Source organism: Actinoplanes sp. NPDC051343, from assembly GCF_044455125.1.
Taxonomy (GTDB): Bacteria; Actinomycetota; Actinomycetes; order Mycobacteriales; family Micromonosporaceae; genus Actinoplanes.
On sequence record NZ_JBITEL010000016.1, the window covers coordinates 51,865 to 71,583 of the forward strand.

The 19,719-nt window shown below is 68.4% G+C and carries 22 protein-coding genes; 12 read left to right on the forward strand and 10 right to left on the reverse strand.

Translation table 11 applies throughout. From position 1 onward, the window contains the following. Nucleotides 1-20: 20 nt before the first annotated feature. From ACIA5C_RS40015 to zwf, 3 genes are all read right to left on the reverse strand, one after another. On the reverse strand, nt 21-371 hold the full coding sequence (locus ACIA5C_RS40015) for a hypothetical protein (RefSeq protein WP_396064775.1): 351 nt from the start codon (nt 369-371) through the stop codon (nt 21-23). An 858-nt stretch (nt 372-1,229) separates the two neighbouring features. Beyond that, nucleotides 1,230-1,628, reverse strand: coding sequence for a hypothetical protein (locus ACIA5C_RS40020; RefSeq protein ID WP_396064777.1), 399 nt, complete (start codon nt 1,626-1,628; stop codon nt 1,230-1,232). Continuing rightward, a complete protein-coding gene (gene zwf / locus ACIA5C_RS40025) occupies nt 1,610-3,118 on the reverse strand; it encodes a glucose-6-phosphate dehydrogenase (protein WP_396064779.1) in 1,509 nt (502 codons plus the stop codon). The genes ACIA5C_RS40020 and zwf overlap by 19 nt, the downstream gene beginning before the upstream one ends. 159 nt (nt 3,119-3,277) lie before the next feature. Here zwf and ACIA5C_RS40030 point away from each other — a divergent pair, with 159 nt between their 5' ends. Continuing rightward, nucleotides 3,278-4,201 carry an exopolyphosphatase gene (locus ACIA5C_RS40030; protein ID WP_396064781.1) on the forward strand — a complete coding sequence of 308 codons (924 nt, stop codon included), beginning with the start codon at nt 3,278-3,280 and terminating at the stop codon, nt 4,199-4,201. A gap of 140 nt (nt 4,202-4,341) precedes the next feature. On the opposite strand, the gene ACIA5C_RS40035 is transcribed toward ACIA5C_RS40030, so the two are convergent. Further along, nucleotides 4,342-5,217, reverse strand: coding sequence for a DUF1775 domain-containing protein (locus ACIA5C_RS40035; RefSeq protein ID WP_396064783.1), 876 nt, complete (start codon nt 5,215-5,217; stop codon nt 4,342-4,344). A 79-nt stretch (nt 5,218-5,296) separates the two neighbouring features. On the opposite strand from ACIA5C_RS40035, the gene ACIA5C_RS40040 reads away from it, so the two are divergent. The 5 genes from ACIA5C_RS40040 (at nt 5,297) to ACIA5C_RS40060 (ending at nt 9,820) form a co-directional block, all read left to right on the forward strand. Then, nucleotides 5,297-5,503, forward strand: a complete 207-nt coding sequence (locus ACIA5C_RS40040; RefSeq protein ID WP_396064785.1) for an RNA-binding S4 domain-containing protein — start codon at nt 5,297-5,299, stop codon at nt 5,501-5,503. A gap of 75 nt (nt 5,504-5,578) precedes the next feature. Then, entirely contained in the window at nt 5,579-6,946 is a 1,368-nt protein-coding gene (locus ACIA5C_RS40045; RefSeq protein ID WP_396064787.1) for an ABC transporter substrate-binding protein, read from the forward strand. A gap of 11 nt (nt 6,947-6,957) precedes the next feature. After that, complete coding sequence (locus ACIA5C_RS40050) at nt 6,958-7,917, forward strand: carbohydrate ABC transporter permease (RefSeq protein ID WP_396064789.1); 960 nt, start codon at nt 6,958-6,960, stop codon at nt 7,915-7,917. Beyond that, nucleotides 7,914-8,801, forward strand: coding sequence for a carbohydrate ABC transporter permease (locus ACIA5C_RS40055; protein WP_396064792.1), 888 nt, complete (start codon nt 7,914-7,916; stop codon nt 8,799-8,801). Before ACIA5C_RS40050 ends, ACIA5C_RS40055 begins: the two co-directional genes overlap by 4 nt. Before the next feature lie 134 nt (nt 8,802-8,935). Next, the gene (locus tag ACIA5C_RS40060) at nt 8,936-9,820 is read left to right on the forward strand and encodes a hypothetical protein (RefSeq protein ID WP_396064794.1); all 885 of its coding nucleotides are present in this window, start codon (nt 8,936-8,938) and stop codon (nt 9,818-9,820) included. Between the two features lie 126 nt (nt 9,821-9,946). On the opposite strand, the gene ACIA5C_RS40065 is transcribed toward ACIA5C_RS40060, so the two are convergent. Beyond that, nucleotides 9,947-10,315 (reverse strand): FKBP-type peptidyl-prolyl cis-trans isomerase, encoded by a 369-nt coding sequence (locus ACIA5C_RS40065; RefSeq protein WP_396064798.1) that lies wholly within the window; start codon nt 10,313-10,315, stop codon nt 9,947-9,949. A 132-nt stretch (nt 10,316-10,447) separates the two neighbouring features. Here ACIA5C_RS40065 and ACIA5C_RS40070 point away from each other — a divergent pair, with 132 nt between their 5' ends. The 6 genes from ACIA5C_RS40070 (at nt 10,448) to ACIA5C_RS40095 (ending at nt 15,252) form a co-directional block, all read left to right on the forward strand. Then, complete coding sequence (locus tag ACIA5C_RS40070) at nt 10,448-11,359, forward strand: lytic polysaccharide monooxygenase (RefSeq protein ID WP_396064800.1); 912 nt, start codon at nt 10,448-10,450, stop codon at nt 11,357-11,359. Between the two features lie 105 nt (nt 11,360-11,464). Next, the gene (locus ACIA5C_RS40075; RefSeq protein ID WP_396064803.1) at nt 11,465-11,767 is read left to right on the forward strand and encodes a hypothetical protein; all 303 of its coding nucleotides are present in this window, start codon (nt 11,465-11,467) and stop codon (nt 11,765-11,767) included. 22 nt (nt 11,768-11,789) lie between these two features. Next, complete coding sequence (locus tag ACIA5C_RS40080; RefSeq protein ID WP_396064805.1) at nt 11,790-13,187, forward strand: DUF4331 domain-containing protein; 1,398 nt, start codon at nt 11,790-11,792, stop codon at nt 13,185-13,187. Next, on the forward strand, nt 13,187-13,522 hold the full coding sequence (locus tag ACIA5C_RS40085) for a phospholipase (RefSeq protein WP_396064807.1): 336 nt from the start codon (nt 13,187-13,189) through the stop codon (nt 13,520-13,522). The genes ACIA5C_RS40080 and ACIA5C_RS40085 overlap by 1 nt, the downstream gene beginning before the upstream one ends. Nucleotides 13,523-13,590: 68 nt before the next feature. Next, nucleotides 13,591-14,607: an AraC family transcriptional regulator gene (locus ACIA5C_RS40090; RefSeq protein ID WP_396064809.1), complete on the forward strand. Its 1,017-nt coding sequence runs from the start codon at nt 13,591-13,593 to the stop codon at nt 14,605-14,607. Between the two features lie 3 nt (nt 14,608-14,610). Next, the gene (locus tag ACIA5C_RS40095; protein ID WP_396064811.1) at nt 14,611-15,252 is read left to right on the forward strand and encodes an HAD family hydrolase; all 642 of its coding nucleotides are present in this window, start codon (nt 14,611-14,613) and stop codon (nt 15,250-15,252) included. Between the two features lie 58 nt (nt 15,253-15,310). Here ACIA5C_RS40095 and ACIA5C_RS40100 read toward each other — a convergent pair whose 3' ends face one another. The 5 genes from ACIA5C_RS40100 to ACIA5C_RS40120 form a co-directional block, all read right to left on the reverse strand. Beyond that, nucleotides 15,311-15,586 carry a hypothetical protein gene (locus ACIA5C_RS40100; protein ID WP_396064813.1) on the reverse strand — a complete coding sequence of 92 codons (276 nt, stop codon included), beginning with the start codon at nt 15,584-15,586 and terminating at the stop codon, nt 15,311-15,313. A 65-nt stretch (nt 15,587-15,651) separates the two neighbouring features. Further along, nucleotides 15,652-16,041, reverse strand: coding sequence for a DUF1622 domain-containing protein (locus tag ACIA5C_RS40105; protein WP_396064815.1), 390 nt, complete (start codon nt 16,039-16,041; stop codon nt 15,652-15,654). Nucleotides 16,042-16,068: 27 nt separating this feature from the next. Beyond that, nucleotides 16,069-17,058, reverse strand: coding sequence for a DUF4331 family protein (locus tag ACIA5C_RS40110; RefSeq protein WP_396064817.1), 990 nt, complete (start codon nt 17,056-17,058; stop codon nt 16,069-16,071). A 147-nt stretch (nt 17,059-17,205) separates the two neighbouring features. Next, nucleotides 17,206-18,393, reverse strand: a complete 1,188-nt coding sequence (locus tag ACIA5C_RS40115; RefSeq protein WP_396064819.1) for a tetratricopeptide repeat protein — start codon at nt 18,391-18,393, stop codon at nt 17,206-17,208. Beyond that, complete coding sequence (locus ACIA5C_RS40120; protein WP_396064821.1) at nt 18,321-19,373, reverse strand: NB-ARC domain-containing protein; 1,053 nt, start codon at nt 19,371-19,373, stop codon at nt 18,321-18,323. The genes ACIA5C_RS40115 and ACIA5C_RS40120 overlap by 73 nt, the downstream gene beginning before the upstream one ends. Between the last annotated feature and the right edge of the window lie 346 nt (nt 19,374-19,719).

Sequence of the window (19,719 nt, forward strand, 5' to 3'; positions counted from 1 at the left end):
CCGCACCCGATCTCCCGATCTCAGATCCCCAGGACAACGAACCGGCCGATCCGTGTCCCCAGAGCGCGACCGGTCCCTCCGAGCCTCCAGCTGCCGCGGCGATGGCCCAGCCCCAACTCGAAGCAAGCACAACTCAGCCCGAGGTCAGCCCTCAGCTGGAAGTCAGCGCAGGAATGGAGGTCAGCGCCGGGGTGGAGGTCGGTGTCGAGCTGGAGATCCATGCTCGGCTTGAGGTCAGTGCCGAGCTTGAGGTCAGTGCCGAGCTTGAGGTCAGTGCCGAGCTTGAGGTCAGTGCCCAGCTTGAGGCTAGAGCCCAGCCTCTTGTCCGCAGCCCGGCCGCGCCGCGCCGCCTGGCCCGGGAGCGCGACCACCCCGACCCACCGGGTGAGCAGCCAGGCGAGCGGTTACCCGAGCGGTGGGAGCGGTGCGGCGATCAGGTGTCCGAGCGATTGGGCGAGCAGCTACTCGAGGCGGCGACCGCACGAGCCGGTCCTGTGACAAGCCGCCAAGGCCCGCCCCGGCGGCGGCCTGGGGCGTCGCACCCGGTGCAACTCAGTCGGCAGGGCGGTGCGGCTTCCTCGGACCGTTGGCCAGCAGGCCGGTTGGGCGGAATGACTGCCTCAAGCCGCCGATCGTGGCCCGTCCGCCGCGAGCGGTCTAAGAAGAAGCGACCCGACCACCGATACGAAGTGGCCCGGCGCCGACAGCGGCTCGGCAGCCGGTTTGTCCGACCTGTCGAGGATGGTTGCATGACTGCTTCGGGCCGCTGGCCATGGAGTGGGCACTGCGACTCGTTCGCTTCGAGGTGTCGACTGTTGTTTCTCAGGTGCCTGGGGCCGCCAAACATGACCTGCGGCGTGGCGGCAGGGCCGCTTCGGTCGTCAAGGGTTGCGCTTGAGGCCGCGGGTCGTCCGCCTTGGTTGGGCGCGCCCGCCTCGAATAGGCGGCGTACGGCCTGGAGCACTTAGGCCGTCAGGTAGTGCGGCCGACGGTCCGAGTGGGTCGGGCACAGCCGTGCGCAGCGGTCGCGCGAGCAGCCATCGAAGACGGCGGCTAACGCGAGCTGGAACTGCACCGGCTCACGCCGCACCGGCGGCAGGCCTGCTGTGCTGTCTGTTCAGCCGTAACGGTGGGCGCCTGTGGGTGCCGGGTTGTCGGCTGCCCGTCGTGGCTGGGGGAGCGGGCCAGTTCCGGGCGCCCGGCCTGAGCGGTGTTGCGACTTCGGACGGTTAGCCGCCGGCCTTCGCCCGACGCGGCATGACCGCGGTGGGCATGGCGGTAAGGCGGTGCCCAGGGGTCGGCAGTACGGCTGTTCCGGAGGCGGCGGTGTCGTCCTCGCCTGGCGCAGCGGCTGCGATACTGCCCTGGCGTGATTGGCGGCGGCCGGTTCCGGGGTTTGGCCATTCGCCGCGGGTGGAATTGAATTGCCATTCTGGCGTGCGCAGCGCTTGGCGGAAAGCGCCCGGCTCGACCGGCGAAATCGCGCTGCACTTCGCCAGCACGCTGCAGGCGATATCGAAATGCAACGGAGTCGGTTTGACGCAATTTACCAGCGCGGCGGGCGGTGGCTTGGAAAGGGCGGGCGTCCCGCCCTTTCCAATAAAGCCGATCAGAGGCTGTTCCGCCACCGTCGCCCCGAGCGGCCGATCAAGCGGTCGGCGTCGGTCGGGCCCCAGGAGGCGGCCTCGTAGGTGGGGATCGGGGACTGGTCGTTGGCCCAGCAGTCGATGATCGGGTCGACGATGCGCCAGCACTGCTCGACCTCGTCGGTGCGGATGAACAGGGTGGGGTCGCCCAGGAGGGCGTCCAGCAGGAGGCGCTCGTAGGCTTCCGGGGACTCCTCGGCGAACGTGTTCTCGTACGAGAAGTCCATGCTCGCCGTCCGTACCCGGAAAGAGTGACCCGGCACCTTCGCGCCGAAGCGCAGCGAGATGCCCTCGTTCGGCTGGATCCGCAGAACCAGCGCGTCGGCCTCGAGGTCGGTGAGCTGGCTGGCCGGGATCGGCAGGTGCGGCGGCCGCTGGAACTGCAGGGCGACCTCGGTCACCCGGGCCGGCAACCTCTTTCCCGTACGCACGTAGAACGGCACACCCGCCCAGCGCCAGTTGTCGACGTTCAGCCGCATCGCCGCGTACGTCTCGGTGCGCGACAGCGGGTCGACGCCCACCTCCTCGCGGTAGCCCGCCATGAGCTCCTCGCGGGTGCCGCCGCGCGTGTACTGGCCCCGGACGGCCAGGTCGGCCACGTCGCGGTTGGTGGGCAGCCGTACCGCCTGCAGCAGCTTCACCTTCTCGTTACGCAGGCCTTCGGCGTCGAACGAGGCCGGCGGTTCCATGAGCGACAGCGCCAGCACCTGGAGCACGTGGTTCTGCACGATGTCGCGCATCGCCCCGGCGTGCTCGTAGAAGCCGCCCCGGGTGCCGACGCCGAGGGTTTCGGCGACCGTGATCTGCACGTGGTCGACCCAGGAGCGGTCCCAGATCGGCTGGAAGATCGAGTTGGCGAAGCGCAGGGCCAGAACGTTCTGAACCGTGTCCTTGCCCAGGTAGTGGTCGATGCGGAAGACGTGCGGCTCGTCGAACGCCGCGTGCACGATGCCGTCGAGTTCGCGCGCGCTGGGCAGGTCGCGACCGTACGGCTTCTCGATGACCAGGCGGGAGAACGAGCCTTCGCGGGCGTGGTTGAGCCCGGCCCCGGCCAGCCCGTTGATCACCGGTTCGAAGGCTTCGGCCGGGGTCGACAGGTAGAACAGCCGGTTGCCGGCCGTCCCGCGGTGCGCGTCGAGTTCGTCGAGCGTCTCACTGAGGCGCTTGTACGTCTCGGGGTCGTCGTAGCCGCCGGAGACGTACCGGATGCCGCCCATGAGCTGGCGCTTGTCGGCCAGGCTGCGCCCGCCGAGGGCGCTGTCCGCGAACTGGTCGTCGGCCATCGGCGTGCGGGCGACGCCGACCAGCGCGAACTGTTCGGGAAGCCGGTTGTGCCGGGCCAGGCTCTCGACAGCCGGCAGCAGCTTGCGCCGGGTCAGGTCGCCCGAGGCGCCGAAGATCACCAGTGTGGCGGGTGGGGCGCTGCGCTCCTGGATGAGCTGTGGGCCAATCCCCGTGGGCTCTGTATCCATCGTGTTTCCAGTCCTCCGACCGTTGTGACCGTCCGTGGAAACCTTACGCAGCGGGGTCGTGTGGCGGTTCACATCAATCCCCGATGCGACCAGGGCCATAGCGATAAAAGTGGCAAACTGGTACCTAATGGTCTGGTCCGAAAACAGCAGGGGGACGTCGTGAAGTACCGGCTCGTGACCCGCAGCGACTTCGACGGCCTGGTCTGCGCGGTTCTGCTGCGGCACCTGGACATGATCGACGAGATCAAGTTCGTGCACCCCAAGGACGTGCAGGACGGCGAGGTCGAGGTCACCGAGAACGACATCCTCACCAACCTCCCGTACGCGCCGGGCGCGTACATGGTCTTCGACCACCACCACTCGGAGACGCTGCGCAACGAGGGCAACCTCGAGAACCACGTCATCGACCCGGACGCGCCCTCGGCGGCCCGGGTGATCTACGAGTACTTCGGGGGCCGGGAGCGCTTCCCCAAGGTCTCCGACGAGCTGATGCGGGCGGTCGACCAGGCCGACTCGGCCGCCTACGCCCTCGACGACATCCTTAACCCGCAGGGCTGGACCCTGATGAACTTCCTGATGGACAGCCGCACCGGGCTGGGCCGGTTCCGGGAGTTCCGCATCTCCAACTACCAGCTGATGATGCAGCTGATCGACGCCTGCATCGAGCACGACGAGGTCGGCGGGATCCTCGCCCTGCCCGACGTCAAGGAGCGCGCCGACCTGTTCCGCGAGCAGCACGACCTGTTCGTCGAACAGCTCAAGCGGGTCAGCCACACCGACGGCGACGTGGTCGTGGTCGACCTGCGCGACGAGGAGGTCATCCACGCCGGGAACCGGTTCATGGTCTACGCGCTGTTCCCGCAGGCCCGGGTCTCGGTGCACGTCATCTGGGGCCGCCAGAAGCTGAACACGGTCTTCGCCTGTGGCAAGTCGATCCTCGACCGCACGTCTCCGGTCGACATCGGCGAGGTCATGCTGCGCTACGGCGGGGGCGGCCACGTCGCGGCCGGCACCTGCCAGGTGCCTCACGACCAGTCGGAACGCGTGGAGAAGGAAATCGTCGAGGCCCTGAAAAGTCTGTAGGGGTGGGAGGCCCGAACTTCCTCCCACCCCTCGCGCGGATCATGGGTCATGCCCAGTGACCCCATCCGCCGGTCGTGCGCCGCGCCCCACGCGCGCCGACACGACACCCGCCCGCGTCCACCAGGCGCGGGAACCGGGTCCTACTCCTCTTTGAGGCTCCACTTGCCGGCCGCAACCGGCTCCCTGGCCTCAACATCCTGATCCGCCTCGTCCGCCGACGCGGTGGGCGACGGCGCCGCGGGGGTGACGTCCTCCTCGTCCGAGGGCTCGTCGTCCTCCTCGGCGCGGTGCCGGCTGCGGAACATCAGCCAGACGCCACCGAGCAGGGCCGCGCCGGCCACGATCCAGCCGACGATCGACAGCACCGACGGACCGCGCGTGGCGTCCGCGACGACCTTGGCGAACTGGGCGTTCTCGTCCGCGTTCGGATCGCCGGCGCTGGTCGCGTCCTGGCCGCCCATGGCCATGCCGGCGTGCGCCTGGTCGATCACCGCCTGCTGCTGTGCGGTGGCCGGGCTGAGCGTCAACATGCCCGGCGTCATCGCCGGGCCGGCCGTGCCGTCGCTGTACTTCGTGGTCACCGTGAACTTGTACGAGCTCAGCGTGGGCATCGGCCCGAGCGAGACCTTCAGGTCGGCCGTCCGGCCCGGTGCCAGCGCGAGCCCGGGCATCGCGATCCAGGTGATCGCCGAGGTCGCCTGGTCGACCGGGATGTCGGTCATCATCGACGGAAGCGCGTGGGTCAGCTTCTTCGTCGTGATCTTCGGCGCCCAGTCGTCGTTCGACAGCGGGTAGGCCTCCGCGACCGGCGCGTCGGCCGGCAGCGTCACCGTCACGGTGCCGAGCGGCTTGTCGCCGGTGTTGGTCACCTTGAAGTTCACATCGACGGCGTCGCCCTGCACGGCGGACGTGGGTGTCACCGCCACGTCGGCCAGGGCCGGCGTGGCGACGAGCGCGCCTGCGACGGCGGCTACGGCCAGGACGCCCGCTCGGCGGGCCAGCACGAGTTCCCTCACGGGGGGTAGTTCGGATGAGGCGCGGGAATGGTTCAAAGCCGGTCGAGAAAGTTTGTCCGGCGTGCGCGATGATGCTCCGATGCGTGACGTGCCGATTGATGGCGACATGATCAGACTCGGACAGTTCCTGAAGCTGGCCGACCTCATCGACACCGGGGGCGAGGGGAAGGTCCTGATCACCTCGGGTGACGTGACGGTCAACGGCGAGGTCGACACCCGCCGGGGCCGGCAGCTGCACCCGGGCGACGTGGTGGAGGTGCTGGGCAACTCGGCCCGGGTCGGTTGACACCTATCGATCTCAAGGCATGTACTGGGGTCCAACGTGTTACCGGCGTCACAGTCGGTGGCAAGGGGAGGCCCCATGTCACGCGCGCAGATCCGGGCATCTTTGGCCGTCGCGGCGGTTCTGACGCTGGCCGCCGCCGGAGGATGTGCCGGTTGGGGCGGGGGAGCGGGCGGCGGCGGAGCCGACAGCATCAACGTGCTGATGGTCAACAACCCGCAGATGATCGACCTGCAGAAGCTGACCGCGGCCAACTTCACCAAGCAGACCGGCATCAGCGTCAACTACACCGTGCTGCCGGAGAACGACGTCCGCGACAAGATCAGCCAGGAGTTCTCCAGCCAGGCCGGCCAGTACGACGTCGCCTCGCTGAGCAACTTCGAGATCCCGATCTACGCCAAGTCCAAGTGGATCGCCCCGCTGGACGACTACGTCAAGGCGGACACCCAGTTCGACCAGGGCGACATCCTCAAGCCGATGACGCTGTCGCTGACCGCCGACGACGGCAAGCTCTACGGTGAACCGTTCTACGGTGAGTCGTCCTTCCTGATGTACCGCAAGGACGTGCTCGACGCGGCCGGCGTCACGATGCCGGCGAAGCCGACCTGGCAGCAGGTCGCCGACATCGCCGCCCGGGTCGACAACAAGCAGCCCGGCATGCGCGGCATCTGCCTGCGCGGCCAGCCCGGCTGGGGCCAGGTCTTCGCCCCGCTGACCACGGTCGTCAACACCTTCGGCGGCACCTGGTTCGACAAGAACTGGTCGCCTCAGCTCACCGCCCCCGGCTTCAAGGCGGCCACCCAGTTCTACGTGAACCTGGTGCGCGCGCACGGCGAGGCCGGCGCCCCGCAGGCCGGCTTCACCGAGTGCCTCAACGACATGGTCCAGGGCAACGTCGCGATGTGGTACGACGCGACCAGCGCCGCCGGATCGCTCGAGGCGGCCGATTCCCCGGTCAAGGGCAAGATCGGGTACGCGCCGGCCCCGGTCGTCCGGACGCCGAGCTCGGGCTGGCTGTACGCCTGGTCGTGGAGCATCCAGCAGGCCAGCAAGAAGAAGGAGAACGCCTGGAAGTTCATCTCCTGGGCTTCGGGCAAGGACTACGAGAACCTGGTCGGCCGGCAGGTCGGCTGGTCGAGCGTACCGGCCGGCAAGCGGGCCTCGACGTACCGGAACCCGGACTACATCGCCCAGGCCAAGGCGTTCGCGGCGCCGACCGAGGCCGCCATCTCGGCGGCCGACCCGCGTAACCCGGGCACCCAGCCGCGCCCGGCGATCGGCATCCAGTTCGTCGACATCCCCGAGTTCACGGATCTCGGCACCCAGGTCTCGCAGTACGTCAGCTCGGCCATCGCCGGGCAGATGTCGGTCGACGACGCGCTGAAGCGAGGCCAGCGGCTGGCCCGGGACGTGTCCGAGCGTTACCAATCCGGCGCCAACGGCTAGAGGGGATCGTCATGACTTCCGTGGCCGAGCAGTCCGATCAGCAACTCGCCGGCGGCCGGGAGAAGCCCGGCCCGGCCCGAAAGGTGTCGGCCTGGGCCCGCCGGGCGCCGCTGCTGCCCGCGCTGATCTTCATGATCATCGTCACTCAGCTGCCGTTCGTGGCGACGCTGGTCATCTCGTTCATGAACTGGAACGCCTACTACCCCAACCAGCGCGGCTTCGCCGGCGTCGACAACTTCAAGCGGGTGTTCACCGACGTCAACATGCGGGACGCGGTCTGGACCACGATCCTGCTCACCGCCGGCGTCGTCCTGATCAGCGTGCTGCTCGGGCTGGGCATCGCGCTGCTGCTCGACCGCAAGTTCCGCGGCCGGGGCGCGGTGCGCACCATGATGATCGCGCCGTTCCTGGTGGTGCCGGTCGCGGCCGCGCTGATCTGGAAACACGCGCTCTACAACCCCGAGTACGGCCTGTTCAACGGCGCCCTGACCGGGATCTGGCGGCTCTTCGGCTCGCACCACCCGCCGCAGCCGGACTGGATCAGCAACATGCCGCTGTGGGCGGTCATCTTCGCCCTGGTCTGGCAGTGGACGCCGTTCATGATGCTGATCCTGCTGGCCGGGCTGCAGGGACGCCCGCTCGACGTGATCGAGGCGGCCCGCATCGACGGGGCCAACAGCTGGCAGATCTTCCGCAGCATGACGCTGCCCCACCTGCGGCAATATCTGGAGCTCGGCGCGCTGCTCGGCTCGATCTACATCGTGCAGAACTTCGACGCGGTCTTCACGATCACGTCCGGCGGCCTCGGCACGGCCAACCTGCCGTACACGATCTACCAGATCTTCTACCAGGCCCACGACTACGGACGGGCCTCCGCGGCCGCCGTGATCGTGGTGATCGGCACCATCATCATCGCGACGTTCGCGCTGCGTACCGTCTCGTCGCTGTTCAAGCAGGAGGCCGGCCGATGAGCAGCGTCACCGACACCGCTCCGGTGCCCGCCACCCGCGACGAGCGCGGCGAGCCGGTCAAGAAGCGCCGGGAACGCGGCGGCCCGTGGCTCAGCCTGCTCGCCTGGGTCATCGGCATCCTCTTCGTACTGCCGGTGGTCTGGATGGTGCTGACCTCGTTCCACAGCGAGGCCAACGCGGCCAAGAACCCGCCCGCCGTCCTCGCGCCGCTGACCCTGAGCGGGTACCGCGAGTTCTTCTCCGGCGGCGCCTCGCCCTGGCCGCCGCTGCTCAACTCGCTCACGTCGAGCGTCATCTCGACCGCGCTGGTGCTGCTGCTGTCCATCCCGGCCGCGTACGCCCTGTCGATCAAACCGGTCCGGAAGTGGACGGACGTACTGTTCTTCTTCCTGTCCACCAAGATGCTGCCGATCGTGGCCGGCCTGCTGCCGCTCTACCTGTTCGCGCAGAAGGCCCACCTGCTCGACAACATCTGGCTGCTGATCATCTTCTACACGTCCATGAACCTGCCGATCGCGGTCTGGATGATGCGCTCGTTCCTGTCCGAGGTGCCGGTCGAGATGCTCGAGGCGGCCTCGGTCGACGGGGCCGGGCTGACCAGGACCCTGCGTTCGGTGATCGCGCCGGTGGTGGCGCCGGGGATCGCCGCGACCGCGCTGATCTGCTTCATCTTCAGCTGGAACGAACTGCTCTTCGCCCGCGTGCTGACCGCCACCGTGGCCGAGACCGCGCCGGTGTTCCTGACCAGCTTCGTGACCAGCCAGGGCCTCTTCCTGGCCCAGCTGTGCGCGGCCGCCTTCGTGGTGTCGCTGCCGGTGCTGGTGGCCGGCTTCGCGGCGCAGGACAAGCTGGTCCAGGGCCTGTCCCTGGGCTCGGTCAAGTAGCCGCCTTGGCTCCGCCCCCCAATAGAGGTGGAAAGGTGGCCGGCCCTCATGCCTGGGGCCGGTCATCCGGGCCTTATGACCGGAAAATTCCCGTCGGGCCGGAACCTGACCCCCACCTCGCTCGTCCAAAGGTCATGACTCGTCTCCGCGGCACCCTGATCGCCGCCGCCGTTCCCCTCGTTGTTCTCCTGGGTGCGTGCGCCCAGCAAACGGCGGCCGGTTCCCCCACTGGCACACCGGGAAGCAGTGGCACACCGGAAAGTGCGGCGGCGAAATCGCCGGCCGCCAACGACCTGGTTCTGCGCACCGAGACGTACGGCGGTTTCGTCGCCCCGGACATGGTGCTCGGCCGCTTCCCGCAGATCAGCGTGTACGGCGACGGCCGGGTGATCAGTGAGGGGCCGGTGCCGGCGATCTATCCCGGCCCGGCGCTGCCCAACATCCAGGTCTCGATGATCACGCCCGAGCTGGTCCGCCAGCTGGTCAAGGAGGGCCTGGCCGCCGGCGTACGCAACGGGAGCGACCTCGGGCAGCCGGGCGTGGCCGACGCGCCGTCCACCCGCGTGACCGTGGTGACCGCCGGAGGCAAGCAGGTCGTGACCATCAACGCGCTGACCGAGGCCCCGTCGAACGACAGGCGCCTGACCGCCGACCAGCGCTCCACGCGAGCCAAGATCGCCGCGTACGTCAAGAAGCTCGGCGCCCTGCCGAAGAACCCGGTCGCCTACCAGCCCACCGCGGTGGTGGTTTTCGCCGCGCCGTGGACCGAACCGGCCAACGGACCGGTGCCCCCGGCCAAGGCCTGGCCCGGCCCGGCGTTGCCCGGCACCGACATCGACTCCGCGACCCGCGCCGGCTGCCTGGCCGTGACCGGTGACCAGACCCCCAAGGTGCTGACGGCGGCCCGCAGCGCGAACGCCCTGACGCCGTGGACCACCGGCTCGAGCAAGTGGCGGATCGTCTTCCGCCCGCTGCTGCCGGACGAGAACGGCTGCGCGGCGGTGAAGGCCACCCGGTGATTCCGATCGGAGAACCTTTCGACCCCGGGGACGACGCACATCGGGAAACCGATCGCGGCGGGGACGATGGGCACGGGCCGGGAAGGGCGCTCCCCATCCCGGCCCGGTCGGGCTGCCGCCCTCAGGTCAGTGCACGCCGAGCAGGTCCACCACAAAGATGAGCGTCTCGTTCGGCTTGATCGCGCCGGCGGCACCGCGGGCGCCGTAGCCCAGGTGCGGCGGGATGGTCAGCCGGCGCCGGCCGCCGACCTTCATGCCCTGCACACCCTGGTCCCAGCCGCCGATCACGCGGCCGGCACCGAGCGGGAAGCTGAACGCCTCGCCGCGGTTGTAGGACGCGTCGAATTCCTGCCCGGTCGAGTGCGCCACACCGACGTAGTGAACGTCAACGGTCTGGCCGGCCTTGGCCTCGGGGCCGTCGCCGACGGTGAGGTCCTCGACCACGAGCTCGGCGGGCGGCGCACCCTCGATGGGGCCGACGTCGGGCTTGTCCATGATTGCTCCTTCGATTGTTCTCGGGCCCCGCCACTCAATCACACGGCCACGCGCTGTCGCCCGGGAAGGTGAACGTCTGACGGCCCGGCTCCGTATCTGTATGCGGACCAGCCCCGGCCGAAAGAAGTCCCCATGAACGTCCGCCGTCTTCTTGCCCTCACCGGCGTCGTCGTCGTCGCAGGCCTGCTTCCCGCCGGCCCCGCACTCGCACACGGCGCGCCCACCTCGCCGATCAGCCGCTCGGCCGCCTGCGCGGGCGGTGGTTCGAAGACCGGCGCCGCCGCCTGCAAGGCGGCGCTGAAGGCGAACGGCGGAGCGTTCGGCAGCTTCGACAACATCCGGGTGCCGGGCGTCGACGGCAACGACCGGAAGTTCGTGCCCGACGGCCAGCTGTGCGGCGGCGGCCTGGACGCGTTCAAGGGCCTCAACATCGCCCGCGACGACTTCCCCGCTACGAGCGTGACCAGCGGAAAGACCCTGTCGATCAAGTACCGGGCGACGATCGCGCACCAGGGCTCGTTCCGGGTCTACCTCACCCGGCAGGGCTACTCGCCGACCAGGAAGCTGGCCTGGGGCGACCTCGGCAGCAAGCCGCTGACCGACGTGGCGAACCCGCCGCTCAAGGGCGGGGCGTTCCAGTTCGGCGTGAAACTGCCGCAGCGCACCGGCCGGCAGATCCTCTTCATCGTCTGGCAGACGTCGAACACCCCGGACACCTACTACTCGTGTTCCGACCTGGCGTTCCCGGCCGCTCCGGCCACGACGGCGCCGCCGGCCAGGAAGGCCGTCGTCAAGACCACGACCAGGCCGGCGACGGCTTCTCCGTCACCCTCCACATCGCGTACGGCCGGGAGCGTGCCGCTCGCAGCGGCCGGACCGACCTCCGAGGCCCCCGAGGCCGCGCCGAATCTCACTCCGGTGAGTGACAACACCAAGGTCACGCTGGGTCATCAGATCCTCATCGGTGCCCTGGTGCTCGTGTTCGGCGCCCTGGCCGTCGCGGCATTCGGGCGACTCCGGCGTAAGCGCTTCGAAAACCGTTGAACCACAACGGTTCGCAGTTCGTACTGATGAGCGTCGACGCAATGAACCTCGGTACCGCCTTCGCCCCGTGAGCCCCCTACTTCAAGCAAGACGAAAGGCCGAGCAATGAGTCGTGTTCGCTACCGCCGCCGCGTGGCCGGTAACACCATGTCGCGGCGCCGGGCCATCGCCCTCGGCGGCGCCGGGGTTGTCGGTATCTCGGTGGCCGGCGTGGCCGGGCTGAGCCTTGCCGGCGAGACCCCCCAGAGCGAGTCGGCACAGACCGAGTCGGCGTCGGCCGGTGCCCCGCTGGTGATCTCGCTGCGCGACGCGAAGAAGGGCACGTTCGACGTCTTCGCCGGCGCCTCGAAGAAGACCGTGACCGACAAGAAGCTCGCGGCCCAGCTGCTCAAAGCCGTCCACGGCTGATCTCGACAAGAGGAGACCCACGATGTCATCGCACCGCGAGGCCCCCGAGATCAGCAAAGATCCGGTCGCCGACAGCTCCGATCTGTACGCGTTCGTCAGCCCGGACAACCCGGACACCGTGACGATCATCGCGAACTACGTGCCGCTGCAGTTGCCGGCCTCCGGGCCCAACTTCTTCGAATTTGGCGACGACGTGCTCTACGAGATCCACATCGACTCGAACGGCGACGCCCGGCCCGACCTGACCTACCAGTTCCGGTTCCGCACCGAACTGCGCAACGACAAGACGTTCCTGTACAACACCGGCCAGATCAAGTCGCTCGACGACGCGAACTGGAACCGGCGGCAGTTCTTCTCGGTGACCAAGGTCGACAAGCACGGCAAGAGCACCGTCCTCGCCCAGAAGCTGCCCTGCCCGCCGTGCAACGTCGGCAAGCTCTCCATCCCCGACTACGGCAAGCTCGCCTCGGACGCGGTCGCCAAGCTCAAGACCGGCGAGAAGGTCTTCGCCGGCCAGCGCGCCGACGCGTTCTTCGTCGACCTCGGCTCGATCTTCGACCTGGGCACCCTGCGCCCGTTCGAGGACAAGCACCTGGTCGGCAAGACGCTGTTCAACTACGCCGGCAAGGCGGTCAACGCCACCGACAAGCTCAACGTGCACAGCATCGCCATCCAGGTCCCGCTGCACATGGTGCGCCGCGACGGCACCAAGAAGGTACGCGCGAAGGACCCCGGCGCGGTGATCGGAGTCTGGACCTCGGCCAGCCGCCGGCAGGTGCAGGTACGCAACAACGACGGCAAGGCCGACGACGTCGTGGTCGGACCCAACGTGCAGGTCTCGCGCCTGGGCAACCCGCTGTTCAACGAGGTCATCGTGCCGATGGCCCAGAAAGACCTGTGGAACAGCCTGCCGCCGAGCGACGACAAGCGGTTCGCCGGCTTCGTCTCGAAGCCCGAACTGCAGACCCTGCTGCCGGTCCTCTACCCGGGCCTGTTCGACAACCTGGCCAAGCTCGACAAGGCGAAGACGCCCCGCGCCGACCTGCTGGCGATCCTGCTCACCGGCATTCCCGACGGCCTGATCGACGGCTTCCAGAACAACACCGGCGACGTGCAGGCCGACATGCTCCGCCTCAACACGGCGATCCCGCCCGCGAAGGACGGCAAGGAGAACGCGTTCGGCGTGGTCGGCGGCGACGTGGCCGGCTTCCCCAACGGCCGCCGCATCGCCGACGACGTCGTGTCGATCTCGCTGCGGGCCATCGCCGGAGCCACCTTCCCGCTGGTCGACTCCACGTTCAAGCCGGACGCCGCGGCCACCGCGGTCGAACAGGGCCTGAGCATCAAGAACGTCAGCGGCAAGCCGCTCAAGAGCTTCCCGTTCCTCCCCCTGCCCTTCGACGGATTCGACAACCCCTGATGACCCACAGCCACCACCACACCCTGGTGCCCTCCGGGCAGGGCACCGTCATGCTCAACATCGGTGCCGGTATCGGCGCGCTGGTCATACACACCCCGGCCGTCATGCACGGCCACGAGATCGAGATCAGCCCGGTCGGGGACCCGGCGGTCCGCAAGCACGCGGCCGTACGCGCCCGGTACGTGCGCGGCGGGGTGGTCTGGAGCGAGGTCATCGACAACCTGCCCGAGGGCCGGTACGTCGTGTGGCGTGACCCCGTCACCCCTCTTCAGGAGGTCGATGTCAACGGCGGCGCGGTCACCGAGTACGACTGGCCCGCATCCGTAGCCGCCTGACCCCATATCGTGATGTCGGCCCACCACGTGGGCCGACACTCGCGTGTTCCGGGTCTATCGTGGACGCCATGGTGGGCGGGGAAGGACCAATCCGCCCGGGCGCACCGGGCGCCGACATCCCCGTGCACGTCGCGCTGCACACGACCGACATGGACGAGGCCCGAGCCTTCTGCCGCAAGCTCTTCTACGGCCCGCTGCAGGTCACCCCGGTGGGTGACACGGCCGGCTTCGCCTTCAGCGGCGACGTGGTCATGCTCGGCCCGATCACCGTCGGCGAGATCAGCTACGGCACCGACATCCACCTCAACATCGCCGACCTCGAGACGTCCTACCACGTCCTGGCGCCCCTCACCGGCACCCTCCGGTCACGCCATCGGGGGACAGTGGTGATGGCCGACCCGACCCGGGCCGCGGTCTACCGCCCGGTCGGCGACATCGACCTCGACTGGCCCGGCAACTGCCGCATGCTCAGCGTCAAGATCGAACGGGCCGCCCTGGAACGCGAGGTCGACGCCGCCCTGGACCAGCAGGTCGTCTCGCCGCTGCCGCTCGGCGCCAGCTTCGACCTGATCGACGGCCCCGGCCGCACGTGGACGGCCCTGGTGCGGCTGCTGCACCGCGAACTCCGCGGCGAGGAGGGCCTGGCGTCCCAGCCGCGCATGGCCGCCCGCTGGCGCGACATGGTCGTGAGTGGTCTCGCCTTGACCGTGGAACACCCGTACGGCGAAGAGCCGGCGGGCCTGCAGGGACCGCGCCGCCCCCGCACGGTCAAACGGACGCTGGACGCCATGCACGCGGAGCCGTGGAGGGCGTTCACGGCCAACGACCTGGCGGCGATAGCGGGTGTGGGCGTGCGGGTCCTCCAGGAGTCGTTCCGTCAGCACGTCGGGATGTCTCCGCTGACCTACCTCCGCCGCCTGCGCCTCGACGGCGTCCACGCCGAGCTGTCCCGGTCGGAGCCGTGGGAGGTCAGCGTCAGCGAGGTGGCCTTCCGCTGGGGGTTCACCCATCTTGGGCGCTTTGCTGGTGCTTATCGCGCTCGCTACGGGGTGCCGCCTTCCCAGACGTTGCGGGAAAGGCGTTAGACGGTGAAAAAGTACATACTCTTCGATCACGACGGTGTTCTGGTGGACACCGAATCCTGGTACTACAAGGCCGGCGAACGCGCCCTGGCCGATATCGGTTTCACTGTGGACAAGGAGCAATATCTCCGGGACATGAGCCGGGGACTGGGCACGTGGGCCCAGGCCCGGGCGGCCGGCATCGATGAACAGGCCATCAGCAGGCAGCGTGCGGTCCGTAACGATTACTATCAGGAATATCTGCGAACCGAAGCCATCGAGATCGAAGGTGTCGTAGAAGCTCTTGCCGAACTGTCGAAATACGTCCGCATGGCCATCGTGACGACGGCGAAGCGGGCAGACTTTGACGTCATCCATGAGAAGCGCGAGATCAGACGGTTCATGGATTTCGTCCTCGTCCGGGAGGACTACAAGCTCGCCAAACCGCACCCGGAACCGTACCTGACCGGCTTGAAGCGCCTCGGGGCCGGCAAAGAAGAGACGCTGGTCGTCGAGGATTCAGCCCGGGGGCTGAACTCGGCGGTGGCGGCCGGTATCAACTGTGCCGTTGTCCATAACGAATTCACCGAAGCGCAGGACTTCTCGCGAGCCAGCTATCGGATCGAAACTCTGATCGAACTGAAAGACATCGTCCTCGAGGCGATCTGAAATCAGTCCGGCGCCCCGCCGGCGATCCAATTGTCGCCATGTCCGCAAAGCACCTGGCTCAGGCCGAATCGCAGGGCCGCGAACCCGTGGAGGCGAGACCCGCCACGGTGAGAACAAGCGCGATGCTGCACAGCCGCCGTGACCGGTAGGGGACCGCGAGCGTGGCACTCAGCAACGCCGCCGCCGCGAGCACGAACGAGGTTCCCATCGTCGGTGTCACCCACCGGCGGAGAACCGACCCGGCCATCACCGCGCAGACCCATACCGCGGCCGCAGGCCAGAACAGGATCGCGGACAACACCGACCGGTGAACGCCGGCGACACCATGCCGCACGTCGGGACGAGGCCGAACAACCGCGGCATCACTTCGACAAAGCGACGACGGTTCCTGATGTCAGTTCAATCCCCGCCGTCTCCTTCCCCACGATTCCCGGCCGCGGTTCCGGCTGGGACGAAACGCCGCCACGGAACGCGCCCGTCGATCTCCACCTGCAGCGAGACACTGAGGAACGTCCTGATCAGGACGATCAGGCCGAGTACGGCAACGTTGCGCAGGGTCGGCGCGACCGCGACCGTCGTGATCAGGTCGGCGTCGACCAGGATCTCCAGACCGAGGAGGAGCACGGCGCCGAAGGTCTCGCGCAGGGTCCGGTATGCCCGTCGGCCGCCGGAGGTCCGCCAGGTGCGGCACGCGAGCACCACCGACCAGATCAGCCCGATAACCAGGACGGCGGCGCCGATGGCCTCGAAGACCCGGGCGACGTCCGCCAGCAGACGGGTGAATGTCATCGCTGTCACCGCCTGACGAACGCGTCGTCAGACCGGGTACCGGTTGGGGACGCCGAGGTACGGGAACCGGTCCAGCATGTCGTCGTGTGGCCGCAGGCCGTCCGGCCCGACTTTTCCGTTGGTCAGCCAGGCGAAGCGGGCGCTGAACACGTCGTCGGTGAGGGCGCGGCCGTTCGGATAGGCGGCCGGCTGGGTGCGGTCGTAGCGCAGGATGTCGGGCAGCACGATCCGGGCCGCTTCCCGCGCTTCCGCCGCCGGGTAACCGTTGCTCTCCAGCAGCTTGGACCACAACTCGAGATAGTTGGCGAGGTCGTCGACCGGGTGCCGCAGGTTGTACTCGTTCTTGATGTTGTTCGGGTTGACGAAGGGGTTGATCGTCGGGTGCCCGCCGCGGTCGACCTGGACGATCGCGCGGTCGCGGCGCACGCTCACCGTGGCCCACGCCCCGATCGCCGGGCCGCTGCCGAGCAGGTCATGGGGCACCTCGATGGCGATCGACAGAATGTTCCGGTCGGCGAAGGCGTCCTGCCCGGTCCAGTGGAAGCCGTGGAACGCACCGTCCGCGTCGGCGAAGAACGGGTCGCTGCGCACGCCGATGAACAGCCGGACCGGGGCGGCCTGGACCGGCTCGGCGCCGGCGTCGAAGCCGACCGGGGTGCCGGAGACGAGCACTTCGCCGGCCGGTTCGGGGCGGCGGGCGTCGGCGCCGGTGGCGTAGAACAAGGTGCCGGTTTGCTTGTCGTCCACCAGCTCGGAGAACACCAACGTGAACGCGATCTCGGCCTGCGCGTCCCCATCCGTGTCGATGTTGATGCGATAGATGCCGTCGGGGTGGAACTCCGACTTCATCAGGAACGGGGGCATGGCGCTCATACCCGTGGTGTGCGGGTTCACGTCGATGATCAGAACCGTCTTGCCCAGATCCTCGGGCGAACCGAAGACGAACAGGTCGGTCAGGTCGAGGCGCGCGTCGTCGCCGGGGAACTTGAGGTTGGCCGCGCTGTAGTGGTTGGACATAGCCTTCACCGTGCCGACGGATCGCCCGGCATGGCACCGGTGCCTCGCCCTGGTCCGAACCCTGGTCCTTGCCGCGAGCGGCGGCCCGGGACGTGCCAGGTCGAGCCCGCCGACCGGTGACGCACTGGCACCGCGGCACGGCGTGGCCTATTCGGGCTGGTCCTCGTCGCCCGACCACTGCCGGATCCACTCGCGGATCTCCTCGGCCTCCCGGCGTCCCAGCTGGAGCAGCCGCTGCACGTCGTCGAGCAATTCCCTCATCTCGCCCGCCGCCTGCTTCCGGCGTCCGTCGCGGCCGTGCAGGTCGGCGGCGCAAAACCGCGCCCTCAAGGTATCGACGTGGTCCGGACCGAGCACCCGTGTGTATTCGCCGACCAGCCGCTCGGTCGTTGACCGGGCTTCGCTGAACTCGTCCGCGGCTACCAGCGCACCGGCCAGGCTGAACTCGACGTCCAGCGTTTCCGGCCAACCGGGCCCGAGAACGTGGACGTAGTCGGCAAGCAATTCACGCAGGTGGGCAACCGCCTCGGCCGGTGCCTGGCTCGAGGCGAGCAGGCGGACGAGGGACAGGCGGGTATTGAGGGTGTCGCGCTCGTCCGGACCGAGTACCCGTTCGTAGCCGGCGACGAGCCTTCGCAAGATCTCGATGGCGCCGTCGACGTCTCCGGTTTCCGCTTGGAAATCGGCGATGCCGTGCTCGGTGGCCAAGGTGTTCGGGTGATCTGCGCCCAGCACGCGCCGCCGTACGGTCAGCAACTCCCGCATGTCCGTGAGGGCACGATCGCTGGATCCCGTGCGGCTCCGGGCCCAGGCGAGGTTGTTCCGAATCGTCAGCGTGTCGGGGTGGTGGGGGCCCAGACGATCAACCGCAGCCGGTAGGAGGGCTTTCCAGTAGGCGAGGGCGGCGGAGGGGAGGCCGCGCAGGGTCAAGCTGTTGCCGGCCCGGAACACCACCTGGTGCAGCCCGCCATGCCACAGCGCATCACCGGAGTTCCGGCAAAGCGCTTCCGTGTTGGTGCGTAACAGGTCAACGAGCATCAGATCCCGCTCCACGTCCGGCCACGCCTCCAGCAAGGCGTCCGCCGCGCATACGGCCGTCTGCTCGCGCCTGCCCGGCCACGCCTCACGGACCGCGCGCTGGACGAGTTGGTGCACCCGTACGGTGCGCCGATCGTCGTCCAGTCCGCAGACGCTGAGCAACTTGAGATTGGAGAGTCCTTGCCAGGCGCGGTCGGCATTGACCGGACGGCCGCGCCGCTCGCTCAGCAGCGCCTGGACGGCGCGGGTGGCGAAGACCGGCGCCGGGATGCCGTCCGGACTGAGCAATGCGGCCACTTCCAGCAGCGGGCGGGCGATCCCGGTCGGGCGTTGCGCGTCGGCCGCCCGGATCGAAGGTCCCACGTCGCGGCCACGACGGCGGAATGCTCGTCCGGGAGTGAATCCGGTTCGACGTCGGCGAGCCGGCCCGCTCGGAACCGGCGCAGATAGTCGGCACAGTCGTGACCGACGTCGTGGATGTATGCGGCCGCCTGGGCGAGGGCCAGAGGCAGGTGTCCCAAGGCGTCCGCGAGTGCGGCGGCGCCGTCGAACTCGTCGTCGTCGAGCTTGTCACGTAAGTATCGGGTCGACTCGTCCCGCTCGAAGACGCCAACGGCGATGATCGTACGTCCGTTGCCCGCCCACGCCGCGTGCCGGCTTCGTGTGGTCACCACGGTGTTCCCGTTCCCGGTCGGCGGCCAGAGGCCCCGGAGGTCGTTCGGAGCCTGCACGTTGTCGAGCACGACGAGCCATCGGCGGCCGTGGTCCTCGGTCAGCCAGGCCAGAAACCAGCCGGCAGCGGCTTCGGCATCGCCCTCCCCGGCGATACCCACCTTCGCGGCGGCTTCGGCGTACGCGGCGATCACCGCCTCGCGGGACGTCGCGATCACCCACACCACCAGGTCGACCTGATGATCCACCCAGGAACGGTGTACGAGGTCGGCTGCGAGCTGTGTCTTGCCCACTCCGCCGAGGCCGGTGAGAACGAACGTGTTGCCCGGGGGGAGGGTGCCGACCGTATCGATGCGGGTCTGCCGCGTGAGGTACGAGTCAGCGACGGAAGGCGTCGACCCGATCCAGTGCGGATGTAGGCGTGCGCGCTCATATCTCCTGCGCCACGACTCGAGGTCAGGTTCTCCGGGTAATTCCGCGTAGCTGTGCCCGACCCTGACGATCGTCTCGATGAACGCCCAATCGATCGTGCCCCGGCCCGACAGCTTGTACCTGATGGTGTTGTATGAGTAGTAATGGCCGAGTTCCCGGCTGAGCGCCTCCATCGCTCGTAAGGATGGTTGCCCACAGTGGTCAAGCCACAGCTTCAGCTGCAGGGCATAGAATTCCTGTGCACTTCTGTGATTGTCCGCAGAGCCACGCGCCATGACTGACTGTAAGCACATTGTCGCCTTGTGGTGAAGCGGCCAGAAGTGACGCCTCTGTGCGGATCTGTTGCAACGGGATGCGGGCAAGGCTCCTGATCGTCGAGGCTACCGGGATTGTCCCCGTCGATCATCTGGAGAATCCCGATGTTGTCCGCAGACGCCTCCTGGCAGGGGGCCACCCCGTACCTGCAAACTCTTGGTGCGCTTTTGGGAGTGGTCGGTGCCGTCTTGACCATCGTGCAGC

Coding starts and splice junctions, on each gene's coding strand:
- zwf (WP_396064779.1), bottom strand. CDS start 3,118: ATGGATACAGAGCCCACGGGGATTGGCCCACAGCTCATCCAGGAGCGC.
- ACIA5C_RS40040 (WP_396064785.1), top strand. CDS start 5,297: ATGCGTGACGTGCCGATTGATGGCGACATGATCAGACTCGGACAGTTC.
- ACIA5C_RS40045 (WP_396064787.1), top strand. CDS start 5,579: ATGTCACGCGCGCAGATCCGGGCATCTTTGGCCGTCGCGGCGGTTCTG.
- ACIA5C_RS40050 (WP_396064789.1), top strand. CDS start 6,958: ATGACTTCCGTGGCCGAGCAGTCCGATCAGCAACTCGCCGGCGGCCGG.
- ACIA5C_RS40055 (WP_396064792.1), top strand. CDS start 7,914: ATGAGCAGCGTCACCGACACCGCTCCGGTGCCCGCCACCCGCGACGAG.
- ACIA5C_RS40060 (WP_396064794.1), top strand. CDS start 8,936: ATGACTCGTCTCCGCGGCACCCTGATCGCCGCCGCCGTTCCCCTCGTT.
- ACIA5C_RS40065 (WP_396064798.1), bottom strand. CDS start 10,315: ATGGACAAGCCCGACGTCGGCCCCATCGAGGGTGCGCCGCCCGCCGAG.
- ACIA5C_RS40070 (WP_396064800.1), top strand. CDS start 10,448: ATGAACGTCCGCCGTCTTCTTGCCCTCACCGGCGTCGTCGTCGTCGCA.
- ACIA5C_RS40075 (WP_396064803.1), top strand. CDS start 11,465: ATGAGTCGTGTTCGCTACCGCCGCCGCGTGGCCGGTAACACCATGTCG.
- ACIA5C_RS40080 (WP_396064805.1), top strand. CDS start 11,790: ATGTCATCGCACCGCGAGGCCCCCGAGATCAGCAAAGATCCGGTCGCC.
- ACIA5C_RS40085 (WP_396064807.1), top strand. CDS start 13,187: ATGACCCACAGCCACCACCACACCCTGGTGCCCTCCGGGCAGGGCACC.
- ACIA5C_RS40090 (WP_396064809.1), top strand. CDS start 13,591: ATGGTGGGCGGGGAAGGACCAATCCGCCCGGGCGCACCGGGCGCCGAC.
- ACIA5C_RS40105 (WP_396064815.1), bottom strand. CDS start 16,041: ATGACATTCACCCGTCTGCTGGCGGACGTCGCCCGGGTCTTCGAGGCC.
- ACIA5C_RS40110 (WP_396064817.1), bottom strand. CDS start 17,058: ATGTCCAACCACTACAGCGCGGCCAACCTCAAGTTCCCCGGCGACGAC.
- ACIA5C_RS40120 (WP_396064821.1), bottom strand. CDS start 19,373: ATGGAGGCGCTCAGCCGGGAACTCGGCCATTACTACTCATACAACACC.